Raw genomic sequence first — 24445 nt, 5'->3', positions numbered from 1 at the left:
TCAGGCCTCCGTTACCTTTCGGGGCAGCGCGGTGATCCGCAGGTCGGGACCGACCTGCGCGACGTCGGTGATCTCCAGGTCGATGGCGTCGGCGATGGTGGTCACGCCGGCGTCGAGCAGCGCCGTCGGGCCGGCGCCGAGCAGCTTCGGCGCGACGTACCCGACGATCTTGTCGACCAGCCCGGCGGCCAGGAACGCGCCGGCCAGCCGGGGGCCGCCCTCCAGCAGTGCGGCCCGCACGCCGTGGTGGTGCAGCTCCGCCAGCAGCGCCGGCAGGTCGACCCGGCCGTCCGGGCCGGCCCCGACCTCCGCTGCGGTGGCGATCCACGTCCGGGCGGCGCCGTCGCGGACCCGGGCCCCTTCCGGGGTACGCCCGGCGCTGTCCACCACCACCCGCAGCGGCTGCCGGATGGCCAGGGTGCCGTCGCGCAGGTTCCGGGCGGTCAGCCGGGGGTCGTCGGCGAGCACGGTGCCCACCCCGGCGATCACCGCGTCGACCGTGCCGCGCAGCGCGTGCACGTCGATCCGGGCCGCCTCGGAGGTGATCCACATGCTGGTGCCGTCGGCCGCCGCCGACCGGCCGTCGAGCGTCGCGGCGTACTTCCAGATCAGGTACGGCCAGCCGCGGCGCATCGAGGTCAGCCAGGCGACGTTGCCGGCCTCGGCCTCCTCGGCGCGAACCCCGAACTCGACCTGGATGCCGGCGGCCCGCAGGGTGGCGGCGCCGCCGGAGGCCACCGGGTTGGGGTCGGGCACGGCGATCACCACCCGGGCGACGCCGGCCCGGACGAGGGCCAGGCTGCAGGGGCCGGTACGGCCGGTGTGGTCGCAGGGTTCGAGGGTGACCACCGCGGTTCCGCCCCGGGCGCGCTCACCGGCCTGGGCGAGCGCGACGATCTCGGCGTGCGGTCCGCCCGCGTACGCGTGGAATCCCTCCCCGACGACCGTGTCGTCCGGATCGAGCAGCACGCAGCCGACGACCGGGTTGGGGCTGGTGGTGCCGAGGCCACGGGCCGCGAGCGTGACGGCACGACGCATCGCCTCGTCGACGGAGACGCCGGCCATGCCCCTGCCCTCTCACTCGCCGGTCCGCGCGCGGGCGGTACGGGAGGAGCCGCGGGCAGGCGGCGGCGGATCCGGGAACGGCAGGGCCGCCCCCCGGGAAGCCCACGCGCTGGCTGGAGTGCAGCCCACGCAGGCCCGCCCCGTCCCGCGCGCTGTCTCCCATCCGGACTGTCTGGGTGCGGGACGATCCCCGCTCCCAACCGTCGGCCCCGGATTCTCACCAGGTCCACCGGGCGGCCTGAGCCGTCCGGGTCGCGGGCTTACCACGGTCGGACCGTGGATCACCGCCGGTTCGGAATTTCACCGAGCCCCGCCAGCGCGTGGTGGGTACATGGGAAGTCTTACACGTTCCCCCGGGAGGTACGCCACCTCCCGGGTGCTACCTCACACCCCGTCGGCGCGTCGCCGGTCCACCGCCACGTACGAACCGGGCTGGCTCTTGGCGACCGTTTTCATCTCGGAGGCGACCGCGATCGCGGCGAGCGGGTCGGTGAAGCGCTTCCTGGCATCGGAGAGGGAGACCCCGATGGAGAGGGTGACCAGGTGCGCCTTGCGGCTGTTGCCCCGCCGGTCCTTCAGCTCGACGTAGCCGCGCTCGGCGTCGGCCGGGTCGTAGAGCTTGTCGGCGGCCTTCTCGAAGTCCTCCACCGCGCGGAAGGTCAGCGGCCGGACCTGTTCCGGGGTGCAGACGACGACGAAGTCGTCCCCGCCGACGTGGCCGAGGAAGGCCGGCGGCAGCCCGATCGAGACCACCGCCCGGTGCAGGCTGCGGGCCAGCGCGCAGATGAACTCGTCGCCGCGGACGAAGCCGTACCGGTCGTTGACGCTCTTGAACCGGTCGATGTCGACGTAGCCGACGGCATAGTCGACGCCGCTGCGCACCCGGTCGCTGATCTCCCGGCGGATCCGGCTGTTGCCCGGCAGCCCGGTCAGCGGGGAGACCTCCCGGAACTCCTTGTTGCGGCGCAGGGTGGAGCTGACCCGGGCCACCAGCTCGGCGGTGTCGAAGGGCTTGACCAGGTAGTCGTCGGCGCCGGCGCTGAGGCCGTGCACCTTGTCCACGGTCATCCCCTTGGCGGTCAGCATGATCACCGGCAGGGCCGAGGTCATCGGGTCGGCGCGCAGCCGGCGGGTCAGCTCCAGGCCGTCGATCCGGGGCATCATCAGATCCACCACGGCCAGGTCGGGGCGGTGCCGCTCGACCATCTCGAGCGCCTCCTGGCCGTCACCGGCGTGGATCACCTCGAAGCCGTGCAGCCGCAGGTTGAACTCGACGAAGCGGGCGATGTCCTCGTCGTCGTCGACGACCAGGATGACGTCGGGTCGGTCGCCGGCCGGATCCACGTCAGGCTCCGGGGAACGCGCGCTCCGCGAGCCCCCGCAGGCGGCGGACCGCCTCGGCCGGGTCGGCCGCCCCGTAGACGGCGGTGCCGGCGACGAACGCGTCCGCGCCGGCCGCCGCGGCCTGCTCGATGGTGTCGGCGGCGATCCCGCCGTCGACCTCGATGCGCAGCTCCAGGTGGCCGGTGTCGACGTGCCGGCGGGCGGCACGGACCTTGTCCAGCAGTTGCGGGATGAACCGCTGCCCGCCGAAGCCGGCCTTGATCGTCATGATCAGCAGCGTGTCGAAGCTCGGCAGCAGCTCCAGGTACGGCTCGATCGGGGTGTCCCGGTCGATGGCCAGCCCGGCCTTCGCGCCGGCCGAGCGAAGGTCCTTGGCCAGCGCCACCGGGTCGTCGCAGGCCTCGGCGTGGAAGGTGACGTTGTAGGCGCCGGCGTCGGCGTAGCCCGGGGCCCAGCGACGCGGATCGGTGATCATGAGGTGCACGTCGAACGGGATCTGGGTCACGGCGCGCAGGCTCTGCACCACGGGCAGCCCGATGGTCAGGTTGGGCACGAAGTGGTTGTCCATCACGTCGACGTGCAGCCAGTCCGCGGCGTTCTCCACGGCACGGACCTCGTCGGCGAGGCGGGCGAAATCGGCGGCGAGGATGCTGGGCGCGACGATCGGCGGCGGTACGGTCACGGGGCCAGTGTACGAATGCGGCCATCCGCCCCGGGCATCGCGGCCCACCGGGAACGCCCTGTGACCCAGGAGTGACCGCTGGTGCAATATCGGGCCCCACGGAACGCGAAACCGGACCGGCGACCACCCCCGACTGGCCGACCGACCGAAACGCGGCAACGCTCCATCAGAGACGGTCACCCGTGCGGCACACCCCGCGCAAGCGCAACGCCACGCGGGCCGCACCGACCGGCCGTCATCTCCCGGAAAGGGTGGACGACGCGACGGTGGCGCACCCCGGCGCCGGCACGAAGGGCCTGCCGGTCCGCTGAGCCGACCCGACCATCCGCGCGGCACCACTCAGCCGCGGCGCAGCACCGCCAGGAACATCGCGTCCGTGCCGTGCCGGTGCGGCCAGAGCTGCACCGTCGGGCCGTCACCCAAGCCGGGCATGCCGGCCGGCAGCAGCGTACGGGCGTCGACGAAGTCCGCCGGCACCTCGGCGCGCCGGGCCGCCTCGGTCACCGTCACGTGCGTCTCCACCACGTGCGGGGAGCAGGTGACGTAGGCGACCAGGCCGCCGGGACGGGCCGCGCGCAGGGCCGCGGTGAGCAGTTCACGCTGCAACCGGGTCAGCGGCGGGAGGTCGGAGGGCTGGCGCCGCCAGCGGGACTCCGGCCGGCGGCGCAGCGAGCCCAGGCCGGTGCAGGGGGCGTCCACCAGCACCCGGTCGAAGTGCCCCTCCGGCAGCTTCGGGTCCGCGCCGACCGTGCGGCCGTCGGTGTGCAGCACGTTCACCGGCAGGCCCCGGGTGGCCTGCTCGACCAGCCGGGCCCGGTGCTCGGAGACCTCCACGGCGGTCAGCCGGGCGCCACGTTGCGCGGCCAGCGCGCCGAGCAGGCCCGACTTGCCGCCGGGACCGGCGCACAGGTCGAGCCAGCGCCCGTCCGGCCCGTCCAGCGGCGCGGCGGCCAGCGCGTTCGCCACCAGCTGCGAGCCCTCGTCCTGCACGTGCGCCCGCCCGTCGGCCAGCGCCGGCAGGTCTCCCGGCGCACCACCGGAGAGGTAGACCGCGTACGGGGAGAAGGCGCCGGGGGCGCCGCCCACCTCGTCGGCCAGCTCGACCGGGTCGGCCAGGCCGGGCCGGGCGCACAGGTGCACCGGGGGCCGTTCGTTGTCCTCGATCAGCAGCCGGGTGGTCTCCCCCAGGTCGCCGCCGAGCGCCTCGGCGAAGGCCCGCACGATCCACTTCGGGTGGCTGTACGCCAGCGCCAGGTGGCCGACCGGGTCGGTCTCCATCGGCGGGGCGAGCTTCGCCACCCACTCGTCGGCGTCCCGGCCGGCGATCTCCCGCAGCACGGCGTTGGCGAAGCCGGTGGCACCCGGCGCCACCGAGCGGACCAGGTCGACGGTCGAGGAGACCGCCGCGTGCGCCGGCACCCGGGTGTGCAGCAGCTGGTACGCCCCGAGCCGCAGGGCGTCGCGGGCCGGCGGGTCGATCCGTTCGACGTCCCGCCCGGCGGCGTCGGTGATGATCGCGTCCAGGGTGCCGGTGTGGCGCAGCGTGCCGTAGGTCAGCTCGGTGGCGAAGGCCGCGTCCCGGCCGACCAGTCCCTCCTCGCGCAGGATCAACGGGAGCACCAGGTTGGCGTACGCGTCGTCCCGGTGCACCGCCGCGACCGCCTGGTAGGCGGCGTACCGGGGCAGGTCGACGGCCGGGCGGGCGGGCCGACCGCCGCGCCGGTCGAAGCCGGTACGGCCGCCACCCCGGTCGCCGCGGAAACCGCCACCTGCCGAGCGGTCGCCCCGCGGCGCGTCGGAGCGCCGGGGCGCGGACCGGTCGAACCGGTCACCGCGGGAGCCGTCGGCGCGGCCGGCGGACCGGTCGGCGCGGGGGCTGTCGGAACGGGAACTGTCGGAACGGTCCGAGGGGGCGGTCACGCGAGCTCCTCCCCGGCGCCGACCCGGACGCCGCGCGCCCAGTCGGTCGCCGGCATGGCCTTCTTGCCCGCCGCGCGCACCTCACCGAGCTGCACCGGCACGGTCGCGGTGCCGGCCAGCACCCGGGACTTCTCCACCAGCAGCTCTCCCGGCTTCAACTCGGGGCCGTTGCCGACCGGGGTCACCGGGCAGAGCTTGACCCGGTCGCCGCGGAAGGTCGTCCACGGCCCGGGGGCCGGCGTGCAGGCCCGGATCCGCCGGTCCACGGCGAAGGCGGGATCGGTCCAACGCACCCGGGCGTCCTCCACGGTCAGCTTCGGGGCCAGGGAGACCCCGTCGGCCGGCTGCGGCTCGGCCCGGGCCGTCCCGGCCTCGATCGCGTCGAGGACGGCCACCAGCAGGCCCGCACCGGAGTGCGCGAGGCGCTCCAGCAGGTCGCCGGAGGTGTCGGTCGGCCGGACCTCGTCGGTGAGCGTGCCGTAGACCGGGCCGGTGTCCAGCCCCTGTTCGAGCTGGAAGACGCTCGCGCCGGTCAGCTCGTCGCCGTGCAGCACGGCGTGCTGCACGGGGGCCGCGCCGCGCCAGGCGGGCAGCAGCGAGAAGTGCAGGTTGACCCAGCCGTGCCGGGGGACCTCCAGGGCCACCGGCGGCACCAGCGCGCCGTACGCGACCACGGGCACGCAGTCCGGCGCCAGCTCGCGCAGCCGGTCGAGGAACTCGGGCTCGCGGGGCTTCGCCGGGGTCAGCACCTCGATCCCGTGCTCGTCGGCCCAGGCGCCGACCGGGGAGCGGACCAGCCCGCGACCGCGACCGGCCGGGGCGTCGGGGCGGGTGACCACGGCCAGCAGCTCGTGCCCGGAGGCGGCGACGGCGGCCAGGGCGGGGACGGCGACGGCCGGCGTGCCGGCGAAGATCAGACGCACCGGGTCACCGCCCCAGACCGAAGGGGCTGCCGGCGGCGTGCGGGTTGAGCTTGACCGTGGGCGGGGCGGCCGGGTCGTACCACTCCGCCTGGCGGATGGCCTTCATGGCCTCCTTGCGCCCGGCCGGGTCCAGCCGATCGACGAAGAGCACCCCGTCGAGGTGGTCGGTCTCGTGCTGCACGCAGCGCGCCATCAGCCCGGTACCGACGATCTGCATCGGGTCGCCGTAGCCGTTGAAGCCCTTGGCGATGACGTTCTGCCGGCGCTTGGTGTCGAAGTAGAGCCCGGGGATGGACAGGCAGCCCTCCGGGCCGTCCTGTTCCTCCTCGTCGGGGAACTCCAGCACCGGGTTGACCAGGTGCCCGAGCACGTCGTCGACGTCGAAGGTGAACACCCGCAGGCCCACCCCGAGCTGGGGCGCGGCCAGGCCGGCGCCGCTCTGCTCCCGCATCGTGTCGGTGAGGTCGGCGATGAGCCTACGCAGCTCGGCGTCGAAGTCGACGACCGGATCGGCCGGCGTGCGCAACACCGGGTCCCCGAACAGACGGATGGGCTGGACGGTCACGCGGTGTGGCTCCTTCGGCTGGACGGACGCTGCCGTACCAGTCTACGGAGTGCCGGGGGCGGCCCCGGCCGGCGTACCGCGATGCGGCGCAGCGGACTCCATGTTCATGATGAGATGAGATGATGATCACCGGCAGGGTCTCTTGACGTTCTACCGGGAGATCGACGTCACGGCCGGGCTGTCCCGCCAGCCGGGCAGGAACTGGTCGCGCAGCGCGTCGTCCAGCACCCCGAACCGGGGGTCACGCAGGATCTCGTCGGCCTCGGCGTAGCCGGTGACCACGAAGAACACCGGCCCGGCCTGGACCACCGGCCCGTAGCCGCGCAGCCGCTCGTAGGTCGGGTACGTCGATTCGCCCCTGCGGCGACATGAGCAGGGCGAGTGCCTCGGCTGCGTCCATGACCGGCCTCCCGCGTCGATGCGTCGGAGGCTCCATCATGCGCGGCCCCGACGTCCCCCGGCGACCCCAGGCGGCCGGCGGTGGGCGGGTTCAGGCGCCGGCGCCGGGCTCCCCCGCCAGCACCGCGTCGCCGCCGAGCAGGGCGTGCTCGGGCAGCGGCAGCTGGATGCCGTGGGCGGCCTCCCAGTCGTAGACGATGCTCGGCCGGACCTGCGCGGCGAAGAAGTCCACCGCGCTCATCCCGCCGACCACGGGCTCGTCCACCTCGGCGACCAGCTGGGCCGGGACCAGGTTGAAGCCGTTCTGCAGGGCGGCGCTGAGCCGGCGGTGCCCGTCGACGACGAAGAAGTACTCGCCGGTGTAGCCGATCCGCAGCGGCTCCAGGGCCTCGTCGCCGGCCCCGGCCACCTCCCCGACGAACTCCGAGTCCCAGAGCCCGCGCAGGGTGGTGATGTCCTCGGTCGGGTACACCCGGGCCGGGTCGAGCAGCAGCAGCGGCGGGGCGTCGCGCAGCACCTCGGCGCCGAGCCGGCCCTCGTACGCGTCGACGATGTGCTCGATCACCTCGGGCGCCGAGGCCCGGGTGGTATCGCAGACCAGGTCGTAGTTGCGCAGCCGGGCCTTGTCCACGCCGTAGCGGACGATGAACCGGTTCCGCTCGCTCTCGCTGCGTTCGAGCAGCTTGGCCTTGGCCTCGTCCAGTGAGGTGTAGCTCTCGGCCGGGCCGGAGGGGCGCAGCAGCACCCGGCGGGCCGCCTCGCCCGGCTCGGTGATCATGTGCACCTTGAGCGCGTCGGTGAAGAAGTGCCAGGCCAGCCGGGAGTCCATGACCAGCGACTCGCCGGAGGCGGCGATGTCGCGCTGGAGCTGGTCGACGTAGCCGTCGACGGCCTGGTCCAGCTCGGCGTGCAGGTTGAGCTGGAGGGCGGTCATCTGCCGCTCCTGCGCCATCTGGCGATAGAGGTCGCCGACGCTGACCCGGCGCAGCCCCAGCCGCTTGGCGATCTCGACGGAGACGGTGCTCTTGCCGCTGCCGAGGTCCCCGTTGAAGACGATCGATTGACGAACGGTCACGACTGGTCCACCCCTGATCACCGGCTGATTGACATCATCGATATGGCGTCGGATCGACGCATTCCCGCCATCGTCGCGCCATCCGTGCGCCCGGGCATGACGGGCGATGCTACCACTTCTCCGCCAGCGGTTTGCCGGACACGGTGTGCGACGGCACCCGCTCCGGGCCGGCCGCCGGCCCGCGCCGGTGCGCGAATCACCGCTGGTCAGCGCTCAGAAGAGGCTGAGCGGGTCGACCTGGAGGCGGACCGGGTCGGCGGCCTTGCGGGCGCTGCGCACCCCGGCGGCCGTGTGCAGCGCCTCGGCGAGGGCGACGGCCCGGGCCCGCGGCACCCGCACCAGCATCCGCTCCCGGTCGTCGTCGGCCGGGACCGGGCCGAGCACCTCCGCGCCGTCGGGCAGCCGGGCCGCGGCGAGCAGGTCGGCCACGGCCGCCGCCGGACCGGTGACGCTGGCCATCTTCATCGCCGGCGGGAAGCCCAGCTCCCGCCGCTCGGCCAGCTCCCGCGAGGCGAACCAGGCCGGATCCCAGCGCAGCAGCGCCTGCACCGGCGCCAGCGCGCCGTCGGCGACGACCACGACCCGCCCGCCGGCCGACGCCGGCCGGGCCAGCGCGGCGGCGGTCAGCCAGCGGCGCAGCGTCTCCTCGCCGGCGCGCAGGTCGGCCCGGGTGAGCAGGGCCCAGGAGTCCAGCAGCAGCACCGCGCCGTAGCCGCCCTCGGCCACCGGCTCGGCGCCGGGGGTGGCGATCACCAGGCCGGCACCGCCGGGAACGCTGGTCAGCACCTCCTCCCGCCCCGAGGTGCGTACCGGCACGCCGGGGAAGGCGCGGCCCAGCTCCTCGGCGGTGCGCCGGGCGCCGGTGACCGCCGCGCGCAGCCGCCGCCCGCCGCACTCCGGGCAGGCGTACGCGGCGGCGACCCGGCCGCACCAGCGGCAGGCGGGCGCCCCGTCGGCAGAGGGCAGCGCCAACGGGCCGGCGCAGTACGGGCAGCGGGCCGGGGTGCGGCAGTCCGCGCAGGAGATCGAGGGCAGGTAGCCCCGGCGCGGCACCTGCACCAGCACCGGGGCGTCCGCGCGCAGGGTGTCCCGGGCGGTGGTCCAGGCAAGGCTGGGCAGGCGGGCGGTCGCCGCGCCGGGGTCGCGGGCCAACTGCGGGTCGTCGCCGGTCGGTGCGACGGCCGGGGTACGCGCCCGCAGGGTCGCCCGGTCGGCGACCACCTCGCGCGCCCAGCCGGTCTCCACCAGCAGCTGCGCCTCGGCGGTCCGGGTGTACCCGCCGACCAGCGCGGCGGCCCCGGCGAGCTGGGCCCGGGTGAGCAGCACGTCCCGGGCGTGCGGGTACGGGGCGCGGGGCTCGGCGTGCAGGTCGTCGCCGTCGTCCCAGACCGCGACCAGGCCGAGCCGGTCGACCGGGGCGAACATCGCCGCCCGGGTGCCGATCACCACGGGCACGCCGCCCCGCCGGGCGGTGAGGAAGGCCCGGTACCGGCGGGCCGGGCCGAGCGCGGCGGAGAGGCAGACGTGCTGGCCCGGGCCCAGGGTGTCGGTGAGCGCGGCGTCCAGCCGGTCCAGGTCCCGGGCGTCGGCGACCACGACGACCGCGCCCCGGCCGCCGGCGACCGTGGCGGCGACGACGTCGGCATACCGGGCGGCCCAGTCCTCCCCGGCCAGCGCCGACCAGACGGCGCGGGGCGCGCGGCCGGCGGCGAGCGCCCGCAGGTACGCCGGGCCGGCCGGATAGTCCCGCCAGCCCCGCGGGTCGACGGTCGGGCGGGCCGGGTCCCCGGTCGGCCCGGGGGCCTCACGTCGGGGCGCGGCCCCGGTCGGCCCGGAGGCGTCAGGTCGGGCAGTCGCCCCGGTCGGCCCGGGCGCGTCAGCAGCGGACCCGGCGGACGGCGCCGTGTCGACGGCCACCACCGCAGTCGCGCCGACAGTCGGCGCCGTGTCGACGGCCACCACCGAGGTCGCGCCGGCGGACGGCGCCGTGGCGACGGCCATCGCCGGAGTCGCAGGCGTGCCGGCCGACGGTGTCGGGGCACCAGCCACCGTCGGCGGCGCGGGGGTGCCGGCGGACGAGGCGGCGGCGGTGACCGCCTCCGGCGTCGTGGCGGTGTCGGCGGCGGCGGTGTCGGAGCCGGCGGCCGCGGGCTGTGCGCGCAGTTCCTTCTCGACCCGGGCGTGGCGGGGCGGGACGGCGAGCCGGAGCACGTCGGCCAGGCCGCCGGCGTACCGGTCGGCGACGGCCCGGGCCAGCCGGGCGATCTCCGGCGCCAGCACCGGTTCCGGGGAGACCACCTTCTCCAGGTACGCCAGCCGGCCGGTGTGCCCGGAGCCGTCGGCGCGCTCCAGCAGCCAGCCGTCGACCAGCTGCCCGGCGAAGCGCACCTTCACCCGCACCCCGGACACGGCGTCGGCATCCAGCTCGGCGGGGACCAGGTAGTCGAAAGGGCGGTCGAGGTGCGGCAGCGGCACGTCCACGCAGACACGAGCGACCGGCGACCGCTGCGCGGGCCGCCGGTCGCTGCGCCTGGTGCCGGTCAGGCTCCCGCTACCGACTTGAGGTCGGCGGCCCGGTCGGTGCTCTCCCAGGTCAGGTCCGGCAGCTCGCGACCGAAGTGGCCGTACGCGGCGGTCTGCTGGTAGATCGGGCGGAGCAGGTTGAGGTCCCGGATGATGGCGGCCGGGCGGAGGTCGAAGACCTCGGTGACGGCCTTCTCGATCGAGGCGACCGGCACGGTCTCGGTGCCGAAGGTCTCGATGAACAGGCTGACCGGGTGGGCCTTGCCGATCGCGTAGGCGACCTGCGCCTCGCAGCGCTCGGCCAGGCCGGCGGCCACGACGTTCTTGGCCACCCAGCGCATCGCGTACGCGGCCGACCGGTCCACCTTCGACGGGTCCTTGCCGGAGAAGGCGCCGCCGCCGTGGCGGGCGTACCCGCCGTAGGTGTCGACGATGATCTTGCGGCCGGTCAGGCCGGCGTCGCCCATCGGGCCACCGATCTCGAACCGGCCCGTCGGGTTGACCAGCAGCCGGTAGCCCTCGGTGTCCAGGCCGAGGCTCTCCAGCTCGGGGGCGATGACGTGGTCGCGCACGTCCGGGGTGAGCAGCGACTCCAGCGAGATGTCCGCGGCGTGCTGGCTGGAGACGACGACGGTGTTGAGCCGGACGGGGCGCAGGCCCTCGTACTCGATGGTGACCTGGGTCTTGCCGTCGGGCCGCAGGTAGGGGATGGTGCCGTCCTTGCGCACGGCGGCCAGCCGGCGAGCCAGCCGGTGCGCCAGCGCGATCGGCAGCGGCATCAGCTCCGGGGTTTCCGAGCAGGCGAAGCCGAACATCATGCCCTGGTCGCCGGCGCCCTGCGCGTCCAGCGCGCTCTCCGACTCACCGGTACGCAACTCGAAGGCGTTGTCGACGCCCTGGGCGATGTCGGTGGACTGCTGGCCGATCGAGACGCTGACCCCGCAGGAGGCGCCGTCGAAGCCCTTCTTCGACGAGTCGTACCCGATTCCGAGGATGGTCTCCCGGACGATGGTCGGGATGTCGGCGTACGCCTTGGTGGTCACCTCGCCCGCGATGTGCACCTGCCCGGTGGTGATGAGGGTCTCCACCGCGACACGGCTGTGCGGGTCCCTGGCCAGCAGGGCGTCGAGGATGCCGTCGCTGATCTGGTCGGCGATCTTGTCCGGGTGGCCCTCCGTGACCGATTCGGACGTGAAAAGACGTGTCACGGCACTCCTAAGCACTTGAGTCTCTACTGAAAGGTCACTCCGCGGCAGTTTAGTCACCCACCTCCAGAGTGACGCAGCCAACGCGAAAGTGACCAGCGGTCAGGACACGGCGGCCAGTCGGGTCACCACAAGGTCCCAGACGCGATCGGCCAGGTCCTCCTTGGACTGCTCGGGCAGCGTGGCCACGCTGCCGTCCGCGCCGACCACGGTCGCCGCGTTGGTCTCGGCCCCGAAGACCTTGTCCACGCCCACTTCGTTGATCACGATGAGGTCGGCCCGCTTGCGGGCGAGTTTCGCCCGGCCGTTGGCCTCGGCGTCGCCGGTCTCCGCGGCGAAGACCACCAGCAGTTGCTCCGGCCGGCGGCGCCGCCCCAGCTCGGCGGCGATGTCGGGGTTGGTGACCAGCGCGATGGTGGGCGCGGTGCCGTCCTCCGATTTCTTGATCTTGCCAGAGGCGTAGGTCGCCGGACGGAAGTCGGCGGGCGCGGCCGCCATCACCACCACGTCGGCGTGCTCGGCGGCCGCCAGGGTGGCCGCGCGCAACTCCTCGGTGGTGCCCACCCGGACCAGGTCGACCCCGGCCGGGTCGGGCAGGGCGACGTTCGCCGCGACCAGGGTGACCCGGGCTCCCCGGGCGACGGCCGCGCGGGCGAAGGCGTACCCCTGCTTGCCCGAGGAGCGGTTGCCGAGGAAGCGGACCGGGTCCAGCGGTTCGCGGGTGCCGCCGGCGGTGACCACGACGTGCCGGCCGGCGAGGTCGGCGGGTGCGTCGACGCCCCGGGCCAGGGCCCGGCGGGCGACGGCGAAGATCTCCGCCGGGTCGGGCAGCCGCCCCTTGCCGGTGTCGGCGCCGGTGAGCCGGCCGACGGCCGGTTCGATCACCCGTACGCCGCGCGAGCGCAGCGTCGCGACGTTGGCGACGGTGGCCGGGTGCTCCCACATCTCGGTGTGCATCGCCGGGGCGAGCACCACCGGGCAGCGGGCGGTGAGCAGGGTGTTGGTGAGCAGGTCGTCGGCGAGGCCGTGGGCCGCCTTGGCGAGCAGGTCCGCCGTGGCCGGCGTGACCACCACCAGGTCGGCGCGCTGGCCGAGCCGGACGTGCGGCACCTCGTGCACGTCGGACCAGACGTCGTCGGCGACCGGCTGGCCGGACAGGGCCGCCCAGGTCGGCGCCCCGACGAAGCGGAGCGCCGACGCGGTCGGCACGACCCGGACCCGGTGGCCCGACTCGGTGAAGAGCCGCAGCAGCTCACACGCCTTGTAGGCGGCGATGCCGCCGCCGACCCCGAGGACGATCTCGGCGGGCATCGGCGGGCGCGGTTGTTACGGCTGGTCGGTCGGCTCGGCGGTGAGCAGGCCCGCGTTGATCTCACGCATCGCGATCGAGAGCGGCTTCTCCTGCGGGGTGGTCTCCACGAGCGGGCCGACGTACTCCAGCAGGCCCTCGCCGAGCTGGCTGTAGTAGGCGTTGACCTGGCGGGCACGCTTGGCGGCGAAGATCACCAGCGCGTACTTCGAGGTGGTCTTCTCGAGGAGCTCGTCGATCGGCGGGTTGGTGATGCCCTCGGGGTTGGCGATGGATCCCACGAAATACCCTCTGCGTCTGAAGTGTCCGCGCGAGCGCGGCTGGTCGCTCAACCGCACAGTCGCGGCTGGGCGGGAGCCAGATAGGAAGAACCGAGCAAGCCTACCAGTTCGGCCACGACCCGCTCGGAGCGGTCGTGGACCACGGTGTGTCCGACGGCCGCGACGACCGCCGGGTCCGGACGGTACCCCGGGGGCACCAGCAGGACCAGCCGGACGTCCGGCAGGGCCTCCCGGACGGCGAGCGCGCCGGGCAGGTCGAGCGGGAGCAGCACGGGCTGCCCGTCGGCCAACCGGGCCCGCAGCGGCCCGCGGGGCGTGCCGCGCCGGTGCCCGCCGGTCCGTGACCACTCCAGCAGTTCGCCCGCGGCGACCATCCGGTCGAAGCCGACCGGGTCCACGAAGCGCCGGTCGACGCCGTCGACCTCGTCGGGGCGTCGGGGCCGGGTGGTCACCGGCACCGGCACCCACACGGACGGAGAACGCGCCCGGACCAGCTCGACGACACTCTCCCGCGCGGCGCCCGAGGGCCCCGCCAGGACAGTGAGCCGAGCCGCCGGGCGCGCCTCGTCATCCGTGCTCACCGCTTGTTTCTACACGGTGCGCCGTTCAGTTGGCGGCGAACTCTCCGAGCAGAGCCTTGCGCTGCTGCTCGCCGAGCCCGCGCAGGCGACGGCTGTCGGCGATCTTGAGCTTCTCCATGATCTGGGTGGCCCGGATCTTGCCGATGCCCGGCATCGCCTGCAGGACGGCCGAAACCTTCAGCTTGCCGACGACGTCGTCGGACTCGGCCCGCTCGAGGACGGCGGCGAGGGTGGTCTTGCCCTGCTTGAGCTGCTCCTTCAGCTCAGCACGGGCCTTGCGGATCTCCGCGGCCTTCTCCAGCGCGGCAGCGCGCTGCTCGGGGGTCAGTGACGGGAGCGGCACCAGTTCTCCTCAGGTCCCTATCGCGACGGGCGGAACGCACCGCCGCTCTGTGAAACGTGGTGTCGCTGGCAACCAAAGGGGTCCGTGGTTCCCAGCGCGGGGAAAACTAGCGGTCGCGGACGCTTTCGGCAACGTGGGCGCGCGAAGATCAGCAAAAGTGACCGAGCCGTCAGTCAGCCAGCACGCCCCGACAGTCGGCCAGCACGCGGTCCACGGCGGTCCGCAGGGCGGCCGGGTCCGGGCCGGCACCGAGCACCTCCCGGGAGTACGAGGGCAGCACCGACCGCAGGCTGGATCCGAACACGGTCCGCAGGTCCGCCGCCGTGGCGCCCTGCGCGCCGAGCCCCGGGGCGAGCAGCGGGCCGTTCACCGTCGACAGGTCGTGGCCGGTGTCGCCGATGGTCGCGCCGACCACCAGCCCGAAGCTGCCCAGCGGCTCGGCACCCCTGTTGAGCTGGGAAATCTCGTCGATGACGGTCTGCGCGACGGTGCGCCCGTCGGCCGTACGGGCCCGCTGCACCGCGGCCCCCTCGGGGTTGGAGGTGAGCGCCAGCACGAAGACCCCGCCGCCGTGCGCCGCCGCCAACTCGAACATCGGGGCCAGCGATCCGACCCCCAGGTAGGGGCTCGCGGTCACCGCGTCGACGTGCAGGGGGCTGGACGGGTCGAGGTAGGCCGAGGCGTACGCGGCGACGGTCGAGCCGATGTCGCCACGCTTGACGTCCAGGAGCACGAGCGCGCCACATTCCCGCAACTGTCGGATAGTTGACTCGAGAATCCCGACACCTCGGGCACCGAACCGCTCGAAAAAGGCCGACTGGGGCTTGACCACCGCGACCCGGTCACCGATCGCCGCCACGACGGTCCGCGCGAACCGGTCCAACCCGTCGACGTCGTCCGGCAGCCCCCAGCGGGCCAGCAGCCCGGGATGCGGGTCGATGCCCACGCAGAGCGGCCCCCGCTCGGCGACGGCGCGGTGCAGCCGGGTCCCGAAACTCTCCATCGGCGTTCCTCTCCTCACACTCGCGCTCGGGACCCGGCCGCGCCGGCCCCGTCCTGCCCGCCGGGCTCAGCCGGCCTTCACCGCCGCGGCGATCCCGGCCACGATCCGGGCCAGGTCGGCGTCGTCGGTCACGTACGGCGGCATGGTGTAGACCAGGTCGCGGAACGGGCGCAGCCAGACGCCCTGCGCCACGGCGGCGGCGGTCGCCGCGGCGATGTCCACCTCGTGGTCCAGCTGCACCACGCCGATCGCGCCCAGCACCCGCACGTCGGCCACCCCGGGCGCGCCGCGCAGCGGCTCCAGGCCGGCCCGCAGCCCCGTACCGACCCTGGCGACCTGGGCGGCCCAGTCGCCGGCCCGCAGCAGCCCCAGGGACGCGTTGGCGACCGCGCAGGCCAGCGGGTTGCCCATGAAGGTGGGGCCGTGCGCCAGCACCCCGTCGGCGGAGATGCCTCGGGCGACCTCCGGGGTGCAGAGCGCGGCGGCCAGGGTGAGGTACCCGCCGGTGAGGGCCTTGCCGACGCAGAGCACGTCCGGGCTCACCCCGGCGTGCTCGGCGGCGAACATGGCGCCGGTCCGGCCGAAGCCGGTGGCGATCTCGTCGAAGACCAGCAGCACCCCGTGCGCCCGGGTCACCTCGCGCAGCACACGCAGGTACCCGGGGTGGTGGAAGCGCATCCCGCCCGCGCCCTGCACCACCGGCTCGACGATCACCGCGGCCAGCTCGCCGGCGTGCCGCTCCACCGCGTCGGTCAGCGCCGCCACGTACGCCGGGTCGGGCGGGTCGTCGAAGCCGCCGGGCGGGACCGGGGCGAAGACCTGCCGGGGCAGCACGTCACCCCAGAGGTGGTGCATGCCGCCCTCCGGGTCGCAGACGCTCATCGGGTGGAACGTGTCGCCGTGGTAGCCGCCCCGCCAGGTGCCCAGCCGGCGGCGTTCCGGGCGGCCGGTGGCCCGCTGGTACTGCAGGCACATCTTGATGGCGACCTCGACGCTGACCGAGCCGGAGTCGGCCAGGAAGACGTGCTCCAGGCCGTCCGGAGCCAGCTCCACCAGCGTCCGCGCCAGCCGCACGGCGGGCTCGTGGGTGAGCCCGCCGAACATCACGTGGCTCATCCGGCCGAGCTGGTCGGTGACCGCCGCGTCGAGCACCGGGTGCCGGTAGCCGTGGATCGCCGCCCACCAGGACGACATCCCGTCGACCAGCTCCCGGCCGTCGGCCAGCCGCAGCCGGACGCCCTCGGCGCTGTGCACCACGTACGGCGGGTGGGCCGGCGGCAGCGCCGCGTACGGGTGCCACACGTGGGCCCGGTCGACGGCCAGGATCTCCTCGGGCGTCACGCGCTCTCCTTCGTACCCTCGGGGTCTGCCCGGCCGGGAGGGGTCACCCGGCCGGCACCGGCGCGGTGGCGCCCGCCGCCGCGCGGGCCGCGGCCCGGACCAGCGCCGGGCCCCGGTAGATGAAGCCGGTGTAGAGCTGGACCAGGCTGGCCCCGGCGTCGAACATCCGGGCGGCGTCGTCGGGGTCGAGGATGCCGCCCACGCCGATCACCGGCAGCCGCCCGCCGGTCTCCCGGTGCACGAAGGCGACCACCTCCCGGGCGCGCGCGGCAAGCGGACGCCCGGAGAGCCCGCCGGTCTCCGCGCCGCGGTCCCGGTCGGCCGGGGCGAGGCCGTCGCGGGCCAGGGTCGTGTTGGTGGCGATCACGCCGGCCGCGCCGCGGGCCAGGCAGACCTCCAGCAGCTCGGCGATGGCCGGCCCGGTCAGGTCGGGGGCGATCTTCACCAGCACCGGCTTCTCCCCCACCAGGGCCGCCAGCAGGGCGTCCAGATGGGACCGGTCCTGCAACGCGCGCAGGCCGGGGGTGTTGGGCGAGGAGACGTTGACCGCGAAGTAGTCGCCGTGCGCCCGCAGCGCCCGGTACGAGGCGAGGTAGTCCTCGACCGCGTCGGCCAGTGGGGTGACCTTGGACTTGCCCAGCGAGATGCCCAGCGGCGCCCCGATCGGGCGGGGCAGCGCCGCCAGCCGGGCCGCCAGGGCCTCGGCGCCGGCGTTGTTGAAGCCCATCCGGTTGACCACGGCCTCGCTGTCGCGCAGCCGGAAGAGCCGGGGCCGGGGGTTGCCCGGTTGGGCGTGCGCGGTGACCGTGCCGACCTCGACGAAGCCGAAGCCCAGCGCCGGCCAGGCCGGCAGCGCCACGCCGTTCTTGTCCATCCCCGCGGCCAACCCGACCGGGTTGGGGAACTCGACCCCGAACACCGTGCGCGGCGCCCGCACGAGGTAACGGGCCCGCAGCGCGGCGAGCACGGCCGGCCGCCGGGAGAGCCCCGCCAGCCGCCCGAGCGTCCACTCGTGCGCCGCCTCCGCGTCCCCTCCCCCGATCCGGAACAGCCAGGGCCGCAGTCCCTTCTCGAACATCACCGCGCTCTCCCCGGGCCCTCCCCCGGGTTGATCATGAAGTTGACGGCGGTGTCGATCTCCTCGGCTGCCGCCAACTTCATGATCGACGCGGGAACCGCGTCGGGGGTCACTCGCCCGCTCGCAGGGCGGCGTGGAGTTCCTGGAGCGGGCGGACCTGCATGTCGCCGCGGATCCTCGCCTCGATGCCCATGACCGCCGCGGCGGCGCCGGGGACGGTGGTGATGCAGGGGATGTCCGCCGTGACGGCCGCGCTGCGGATCTCGTAGCCGTCGGAGCGGGCGCTGGCGCCGGAGCCCTGCGGGGTGTTGACCACCAGCGCAACGTCGCCGCCGAGGATCATCGACACCGCGTCCTCGCCCTCGCCGGACTCGTAGTGCTTGCGGATCTGCTCGCAGGCGATGCCGTGCCGGCGCAGCACCTCGGCGGTGCCGGTGGTGGCGACGATCTCGAAGCCCAGGTCGGCGAGGCGCTTGATCGGGAAGATCATGCCGCGCTTGTCCCGGTTGGCGACCGAGACGAAGATCCTGCCGCCGGTCGGCAGCGACCCGTACGCGGCCGACTGGCTCTTGGCGAAGGCGTGCCCGAAGTTGGTGTCGATGCCCATCACCTCGCCGGTGGACTTCATCTCCGGGCCGAGCAGCGAGTCGATGCCCTTGCCCGACGGGGTGCGGAACCGCTTGAACGGCAGCACCGCCTCCTTGACCGCGATCGGGGCGTCCGCCGGCATCGTGCCGCCGTCCCCGGTCGGCGGGAGCAGCCCCTCGGCGCGCAGCTCGGCGATGGTGGCGCCGAGCGCGATCCGGGCCGCCGCCTTGGCCAGCGGCACCGCCGTGGCCTTGGAGACGAACGGGACCGTCCGGGACGCCCGGGGGTTGGCCTCCAGCACGTAGAGCATGTCGTCCTTGAGCGCGTACTGGACGTTGAGCAGACCCTTGACCCCCACCCCGCGGGCGATCGCCTCGGTGTAGCGGCGCACCTGGGCCAGGTGCGACCCGGCCAGGGTGATCGGCGGCAGCGCGCAGGACGAGTCGCCGGAGTGGATGCCGGCCTCCTCGATGTGCTCCATCACCCCGCCGAGGTAGACCTCGCCGTCGGCGTCGACCAACGCGTCCACGTCGATCTCGATGGCGTCGTCGAGGAAGCGGTCCACCAGCACCGGGTGGTCCGGGGAGATGTCGGTGGCCCGGCCAATGTAGCCGCGCAGGGTGGCGTCGTCGTAGACGATCTCCATGCCCCGCCCGCCGAGCACGTACGACGGCCGGACCAGCACCGGGTACCCGATCTCGTCGGCGATCGCCTTCGCCTCGTCGTACGAGGTGGCCATGCCGTGCGCCGGTGCGCGCAGCCCGGCCCGGGCCAGCACCGCGCCGAACGCGCCCCGCTCCTCGGCGAGGTGGATCGACTCGGGCGAGGTGCCGACCACCGGCACGCCGGCGTTCTTGAGCCGCTGGGCCAGGCCCAGCGGGGTCTGCCCGCCCAGCTGCACGATCACCCCGACCACGCCCGGCCCGCCGGCCGCCCGGCCCGAGGAGTCCTCGGCGTGCCAGACCTCCAGCACGTCCTCGAAGGTCAGCGGCTCGAAGTAGAGCCGGTCGGCGGTGTCGTAGTCGGTGGAGACCGTCTCCGGGTTGCAGTTGACCATCACGGTCTCGTAGCCGACCTCCCGCAGCGCCATGACGGCGTGCACGCAGGAGTAGTCGAACTCGATCCCCTGCCCGATCCGGTTCGGCCCGGAGCCCAGGATCAGCACCTTGGGCCGGTCCGAGGGCGCGACCTCGGTCTCCTGGTCGTACGTGGAGTAGTGGTACGGGGTGGTCGCCTCGAACTCGGCGGCGCAGGTGTCCACCGTCTTGTAGACCGGCCGGACGTCGAGCCGGTGCCGCAGGGTACGGACGCCGTCCTCGGCGGCCAGCTCCGGGCGCAGCGCGGCCAACTGCCGGTCGGACAGGCCGGCCCGCTTGGCCCGGCGCAGCAGCTCGGCGTCGAGCACCGGGGCGTCCACGATCTCCGCCCGCAGCTCGACCAGGGCGGCGATCTGGTCCAGGAACCAGGGGTCCATCCCGCCGGACGCGGCGGCGACCTCGGCGATGGAGGCGCCCAGCCGCAGTGCCCGCTCGACGGTGTAGAGCCGGCCGTCGTGCGGCATCCGCAGCGCGGCGAGGGTGTTCTCCTTCGTCGCCCCGCGCGGATCCGGCACACTCCAGAACCCGGCTGCTTTCGTTTCCATCGAGCGCATCGCCTTGTTGAGCGCCTCGGTGAAGTTACGCCCGAGGCTCATCGCCTCGCCGACCGACTTCATCGTGGTGGTCAGTTCCGGGTCGGCGCCGGGGAACTTCTCGAACGCGAACCGGGGGATCTTCACCACCACGTAGTCCAGGGTCGGCTCGAACGCCGCCGGGGTCTTCAGCGTGATGTCGTTGGGGATCTCGTCCAGGGTGTAGCCGATGGCCAGCTTCGCGGCGATCTTGGCGATCGGGAAGCCGGTCGCCTTGGACGCCAGCGCCGAGGAGCGGGACACCCGCGGGTTCATCTCGATCACGACGATCCGGCCGTCGGCCGGGTTGACCGCGAACTGGATGTTGCAGCCGCCGGTGTCCACCCCGACCTCGCGCAGCACCGCGATGCCCAGGTCACGCAGGCGCTGGTACTCCCGGTCGGTGAGCGTCATGGCCGGGGCGACGGTGACGCTGTCGCCGGTGTGCACGCCCATCGGGTCGACGTTCTCGATCGAGCAGACCACCACCACGTTGTCGTGGCGGTCGCGCATCAGTTCGAGCTCGTACTCCTTCCAGCCGAGCACACTCTCCTCGATGAGCACCTCGTGCACCGGGCTGGCGGCCAGGCCGGCCCCGGCGATGCGGTGCAGGTCCTCGTCCGTGTGCGCCATGCCGGAACCCAGTCCGCCCATGGTGAACGAGGGCCGGATCACCACCGGCAGGCCCAGCTCGGCGGCGGTGTCCTCGACCTCGGCCATCGAGTGGCAGACCCGGGAGCGGGGCACCAGGCCGGTCGGGTCCTCGACGCCGATCCGGGCGCCGGCCTTGGCGACGATGTCCTTGAACAGTTGCCGGTCCTCGCCGCGGTTGATCGCGTCGATGTTCGCGCCGATCAGCTCCACGCCGTACTTGTCCAGCACGCCGGCGGAGTGCAGGGCGACCGCGGTGTTCAGCGCGGTCTGCCCGCCGAGGGTGGGCAGCAGGGCGTCGGGGCGCTCCTTGGCGATGACCAGCTCGACGAACTCCGGGGTGATCGGCTCGACGTACGTGGCGTCGGCGAACTCCGGGTCGGTCATGATGGTCGCCGGGTTGGAGTTGACCAGGCTGACCCGGATCCCCTCGCTGCGCAGCACCCGGCACGCCTGGGTGCCGGAGTAGTCGAACTCGCAGGCCTGCCCGATGACGATCGGCCCGGAGCCGATCACCAGGATGTGCTTGAGATCGGTCCGCTTAGGCATTCTTACCGCCTTCGATGAGCTCGGCGAAGCGGTCGAAGAGGTAGTCCGCGTCGTGCGGGCCCGCCGCCGCCTCCGGGTGGTACTGGACGGTGAAGGCGGGCACGTCCCTGGCCCGCAGCCCCTCGACCACGTTGTCATTGAGGCAGACGTGCGACACCTGGACGCCCCCGAACTCGGTGTCGATCACCTGGTCGGGGACCACCGCACCCTGCCCGGCGCCCGGCACCTGCACCGCGAAGCCGTGGTTGTGGCTGGTCACCTCGACCTTGCCGGTGGCCCGGTCGAGCACCGGCTGGTTGATGCCGCGGTGGCCGTAGCCGAGCTTGTAGGTGCCGAAGCCCAGCGCCCGGCCGAGGATCTGGCTGCCGAAGCAGATGCCGAACAGCGGCACCTCGCGGCGCAGCACCTCCCGGGCGAGCGCGACCGGCCCGTCCGCGGTGGCCGGGTCGCCCGGGCCGGGCGAGAGGAAGACCGCGTCCGCGCCGGTGGCGAGCAGGTCGTCGATGGTCGAGCCGGCCGGCAGCACGTGGGTGGTGACGCCGCGCGCGGCGAGCCGGCGCGGCACGTTGCGCTTGATGCCCAGGTCGAGCGCGGCCACGGTGAACCGGTGCGCGCCCTGCGCCTCGACCACGTACGGCTTCGCGGTGGTCACCTCGGCGGAGAGGTTCGCGCCGACCATCTGCGGCGACTGGCGGACCCGGGCCAGCAGGGCGCGCGGGTCGTCGTCGACGCTGGAGATGCCGACCCGCATCGCGCCGCGCTCGCGCAGGTGCCGGGTCAGCGCCCGGGTGTCCACTCCGGCGATGCCGACCACACTCTCGGCGGCGAGCCGGTCCTCCAGCCCGCCGGTGGCCCGCCAACTGGAGCCGATCCGGGCCGGGTCACGCACGACGTACCCGGCGACCCAGATCCGGCCGGACTCGTCGTCCTCGGTGTTCACCCCCGTGTTGCCGATGTGCGGCGCGGTCTGCACCACCACCTGCCGGTGGTACGACGGGTCGGTCAGGGTCTCCTGGTAGCCGGTCATGCCGGTGTTGAAGACCGCCTCGCCGAAGGTCTCGCCGATGCTGCCGTACGCCTCGCCGTGGAACGTGCGCCCGTCCTCCAGGACGAGGATCGCTGAACGCCTGCGACTCACTTGACTGCCTTTCCGTCCAGGACCGTCGGCTCGCCACGCAGGAAGGTCGCCACGATGCGACCCGGCAGCGTCATGCGGGCGTACGGGGTGTTGCGGCTGCGGCTGGCCAGTTCCGCGGGCTCGATCACCCGGCGGGCGGCCGGGTCGACCAGGGTGAGGTTGGCCGGCACGCCGGGGGCCGGATCGAGGCCGTGCCCGTCCAGCCCGGCGATCCGGGCCGGGGTGCGCGACATCCGCTCGGCGATCAGGTCCCACTCCGGCCCGAACACGTCCAGGGCGATCGACAGCGCCGTCTCCAGCCCGAGCATGCCGGGCCGGGCGTACGCCCACTCGCACTCCTTGTCCTCCACCGCGTGCGGGGCGTGGTCGGTGGCGATGACGTCGATGACGCCCTCGGCCAGCGCGGCACGCAGCGCGGCGATGTCGGTGGCGGTGCGCAGCGGCGGGTTGACCTTGTAGACCGGGTCGTAGGTGGCCGCCCGCTCGTCGGTGAGCAGCAGGTGGTGCGGGGTCACCTCGGCGGTCACCCGTACCCCGCGCGCCCTGGCCTGGCGCAGCACCTCGACGCTGCCGGCGGTGGAGACGTGGCAGACGTGCAGCCGGCTGCCGACGTGCTCGGCCAGCAGCACGTCCCGGGCGATGATCGCCTCCTCGGCGACCGCCGGCCAGCCGGTCAGCCCGAGCCGGGTGGAGACCTCACCCTCGTGCATCTGCGCGCCCTCGGTGAGCCGGGGCTCCTCGGCGTGCTGGGCGACCACCCCGTCGAACGCCTTGACGTACTCCAGGGCCCGGCGCATCAGCTTGGGGTCGGCGACGCAGTGCCCGTCGTCGGAGAAGATCCGCACCCGGGCGGCGGAGTCGGCCATCGCGCCCAGCTCGGCCAGGCGCTCGCCGGCCAGCCCGACGGTGACCGCGCCGATCGGCTGCACGTCGACCAGCCCGGCCTCCCGGCCCAGCCGCCAGACCTGCTCGACCACGCCGGCGGTGTCGGCGACCGGGGAGGTGTTGGCCATCGCGCAGACGGCGGTGTAGCCGCCGAGCGCCGCCGCGCGGGAGCCGGACTCGACGGTCTCGGCGTCCTCCCGGCCGGGTTCGCGCAGGTGGGTGTGCAGGTCGACCAGGCCGGGCAGGGCAACCAGCCCGGTGCCGTCGACGACGGTGGCGTCCGGCGCGGTCAGCCCGGCGCCGGTCTCCGCGACGACGCCGTCGCGGATCAGCAGGTCGGTCGGCGCGGCGCCGACGACGCTCACGTTGCGGATGAGGTACGAGGTCACAGGTTGTTCCCTCCGAGCAGCAGGTAGAGGACGGCCATCCGCACGGAGACCCCGTTGGCGACCTGTTCGACGATGGTGGAGCGGGGCGAGTCGGCGACCTCGGGCGTGATCTCCATGCCGCGGTTCATCGGACCGGGGTGCATGACGATCGCGTGCTCGGGCAGGCGTCGCATGCGCGGGCCGTCGAGGCCGTAGCGGCGGGCGTACTCGCGGGCGGAGGGGAAGTAGGAGTCGCTCATCCGCTCCCGCTGCACCCGCAGCATCATCACGACGTCGGACTGCGGCAGCACCGCGTCGAGGTCGTAGGAGACGTCGGTGCCGGGAGCGAGCGCCTGGCCGATGTGCACCGGGATCAGCGTCGGCGGGCCGACCAGGGTGACCTTGGCGCCGAGGGTGGACAGCAGCAGCACGTTGGAGCGGGCCACCCGGGAGTGCAGCACGTCCCCGACCACCGCGACGTGCAGGCCGGCGAGCCGGCCCAGCCGGGAGCGCATCGTGTACGCGTCGAGCAGCGCCTGGGTGGGGTGCTCGTGGGTGCCGTCGCCGGCGTTGACCACCGACCCGTCCACCCAGTTCGCCAGCCGGTGCGGCGCGCCGGAGGCGGGGTGCCGGACGACCACCGCGTCGGCGCCCATCGCCTGGAGGGTGAGCGCGGTGTCCTTCAGGCTCTCCCCCTTGGCCACGCTGGAGCCCTTGGCGGAGAAGTTGATCACGTCGGCGCTGAGCCGCTTGGCGGCCGCCTCGAAGGAGATCCGGGTCCGGGTGGAGTCCTCGTAGAAGAGGTTCACCACGGTCCGGCCGCGCAGCGCGGGGAGCTTCTTGACCTCCCGGCCGGCGACGGTGGCCATCTCGGCGGCGGTGTCGAGGATCTGGGTGGCGGTGGCCGCGTCCAGGTCGGCCCCGGAGAGCAGGTGCCGGATCACTGTGCCTGCCTTTCGT

Annotated in this window: 19 protein-coding genes and 2 pseudogenes; all 21 read right to left on the bottom strand. The window is 74.1% G+C overall.

Annotated elements, in window-relative coordinates:
• The gene (gene ribD / locus AB0I41_RS19095) at nt 1-1065 is read right to left on the bottom strand and encodes a bifunctional diaminohydroxyphosphoribosylaminopyrimidine deaminase/5-amino-6-(5-phosphoribosylamino)uracil reductase RibD (protein ID WP_357108985.1); all 1065 of its coding nucleotides are present in this window, start codon (nt 1063-1065) and stop codon (nt 1-3) included.
• 384 nt (nt 1066-1449) lie between these two features.
• Nucleotides 1450-2409 carry a response regulator gene (locus AB0I41_RS19090; RefSeq protein ID WP_357108982.1) on the bottom strand — a complete coding sequence of 320 codons (960 nt, stop codon included), beginning with the start codon at nt 2407-2409 and terminating at the stop codon, nt 1450-1452.
• Nucleotide 2410: 1 nt separating this feature from the next.
• Nucleotides 2411-3091 (bottom strand): ribulose-phosphate 3-epimerase, encoded by a 681-nt coding sequence (gene rpe / locus AB0I41_RS19085; protein WP_357108979.1) that lies wholly within the window; start codon nt 3089-3091, stop codon nt 2411-2413.
• Nucleotides 3092-3430: 339 nt separating this feature from the next.
• A pseudogene (locus tag AB0I41_RS19080) lies at nt 3431-4786 on the bottom strand (transcription antitermination factor NusB); the annotation flags it as partial.
• Nucleotides 4787-5007: 221 nt separating this feature from the next.
• Nucleotides 5008-5934 (bottom strand): methionyl-tRNA formyltransferase, encoded by a 927-nt coding sequence (gene fmt, locus AB0I41_RS19075; protein WP_357108975.1) that lies wholly within the window; start codon nt 5932-5934, stop codon nt 5008-5010.
• Between the two features lie 4 nt (nt 5935-5938).
• On the bottom strand, nt 5939-6499 hold the full coding sequence (gene def, locus AB0I41_RS19070) for a peptide deformylase (protein WP_357108972.1): 561 nt from the start codon (nt 6497-6499) through the stop codon (nt 5939-5941).
• A gap of 153 nt (nt 6500-6652) precedes the next feature.
• Nucleotides 6653-6899: pseudogene (locus AB0I41_RS19065) on the bottom strand (cytochrome P450); the annotation flags it as partial.
• Between the two features lie 90 nt (nt 6900-6989).
• A complete protein-coding gene (locus AB0I41_RS19060; RefSeq protein ID WP_357108969.1) occupies nt 6990-7973 on the bottom strand; it encodes an AAA family ATPase in 984 nt (327 codons plus the stop codon).
• A gap of 213 nt (nt 7974-8186) precedes the next feature.
• Nucleotides 8187-10454: a primosome assembly protein PriA gene (locus tag AB0I41_RS19055; protein ID WP_357108964.1), complete on the bottom strand. Its 2268-nt coding sequence runs from the start codon at nt 10452-10454 to the stop codon at nt 8187-8189.
• Between the two features lie 59 nt (nt 10455-10513).
• Nucleotides 10514-11704: a methionine adenosyltransferase gene (gene metK / locus AB0I41_RS19050; protein ID WP_357108962.1), complete on the bottom strand. Its 1191-nt coding sequence runs from the start codon at nt 11702-11704 to the stop codon at nt 10514-10516.
• 99 nt (nt 11705-11803) lie between these two features.
• The gene (gene coaBC / locus AB0I41_RS19045; protein ID WP_357108960.1) at nt 11804-13012 is read right to left on the bottom strand and encodes a bifunctional phosphopantothenoylcysteine decarboxylase/phosphopantothenate--cysteine ligase CoaBC; all 1209 of its coding nucleotides are present in this window, start codon (nt 13010-13012) and stop codon (nt 11804-11806) included.
• Nucleotides 13013-13027: 15 nt separating this feature from the next.
• Entirely contained in the window at nt 13028-13291 is a 264-nt protein-coding gene (gene rpoZ, locus AB0I41_RS19040; RefSeq protein WP_007075826.1) for a DNA-directed RNA polymerase subunit omega, read from the bottom strand.
• Between the two features lie 47 nt (nt 13292-13338).
• On the bottom strand, nt 13339-13872 hold the full coding sequence (locus tag AB0I41_RS19035) for a guanylate kinase (RefSeq protein WP_357108958.1): 534 nt from the start codon (nt 13870-13872) through the stop codon (nt 13339-13341).
• A gap of 25 nt (nt 13873-13897) precedes the next feature.
• Nucleotides 13898-14215 carry an integration host factor, actinobacterial type gene (gene mihF, locus AB0I41_RS19030; RefSeq protein ID WP_088962722.1) on the bottom strand — a complete coding sequence of 106 codons (318 nt, stop codon included), beginning with the start codon at nt 14213-14215 and terminating at the stop codon, nt 13898-13900.
• Between the two features lie 169 nt (nt 14216-14384).
• Entirely contained in the window at nt 14385-15218 is an 834-nt protein-coding gene (gene pyrF, locus AB0I41_RS19025) for an orotidine-5'-phosphate decarboxylase (RefSeq protein ID WP_357108954.1), read from the bottom strand.
• 66 nt (nt 15219-15284) lie between these two features.
• A complete protein-coding gene (locus AB0I41_RS19020; protein WP_357108951.1) occupies nt 15285-16559 on the bottom strand; it encodes an adenosylmethionine--8-amino-7-oxononanoate transaminase in 1275 nt (424 codons plus the stop codon).
• Nucleotides 16560-16602: 43 nt separating this feature from the next.
• The gene (locus tag AB0I41_RS19015) at nt 16603-17640 is read right to left on the bottom strand and encodes a quinone-dependent dihydroorotate dehydrogenase (protein WP_357108948.1); all 1038 of its coding nucleotides are present in this window, start codon (nt 17638-17640) and stop codon (nt 16603-16605) included.
• A 106-nt stretch (nt 17641-17746) separates the two neighbouring features.
• A complete protein-coding gene (gene carB / locus AB0I41_RS19010; protein WP_357108945.1) occupies nt 17747-21094 on the bottom strand; it encodes a carbamoyl-phosphate synthase large subunit in 3348 nt (1115 codons plus the stop codon).
• Complete coding sequence (gene carA, locus AB0I41_RS19005; RefSeq protein ID WP_357108942.1) at nt 21087-22232, bottom strand: glutamine-hydrolyzing carbamoyl-phosphate synthase small subunit; 1146 nt, start codon at nt 22230-22232, stop codon at nt 21087-21089. The genes carB and carA overlap by 8 nt, the downstream gene beginning before the upstream one ends.
• On the bottom strand, nt 22229-23506 hold the full coding sequence (locus AB0I41_RS19000; protein WP_357108939.1) for a dihydroorotase: 1278 nt from the start codon (nt 23504-23506) through the stop codon (nt 22229-22231). Before AB0I41_RS19000 ends, carA begins: the two co-directional genes overlap by 4 nt.
• Nucleotides 23503-24429, bottom strand: a complete 927-nt coding sequence (locus AB0I41_RS18995; RefSeq protein WP_238448448.1) for an aspartate carbamoyltransferase catalytic subunit — start codon at nt 24427-24429, stop codon at nt 23503-23505. The genes AB0I41_RS19000 and AB0I41_RS18995 overlap by 4 nt, the downstream gene beginning before the upstream one ends.
• Between the last annotated feature and the right edge of the window lie 16 nt (nt 24430-24445).

The sequence above is a fragment of the Micromonospora sp. NPDC050200 genome, from assembly GCF_040656135.1.
GTDB lineage: Bacteria > Actinomycetota > Actinomycetes > Mycobacteriales > Micromonosporaceae > Micromonospora.
This window is presented reverse-complemented; position numbering and strand designations above follow the sequence as displayed.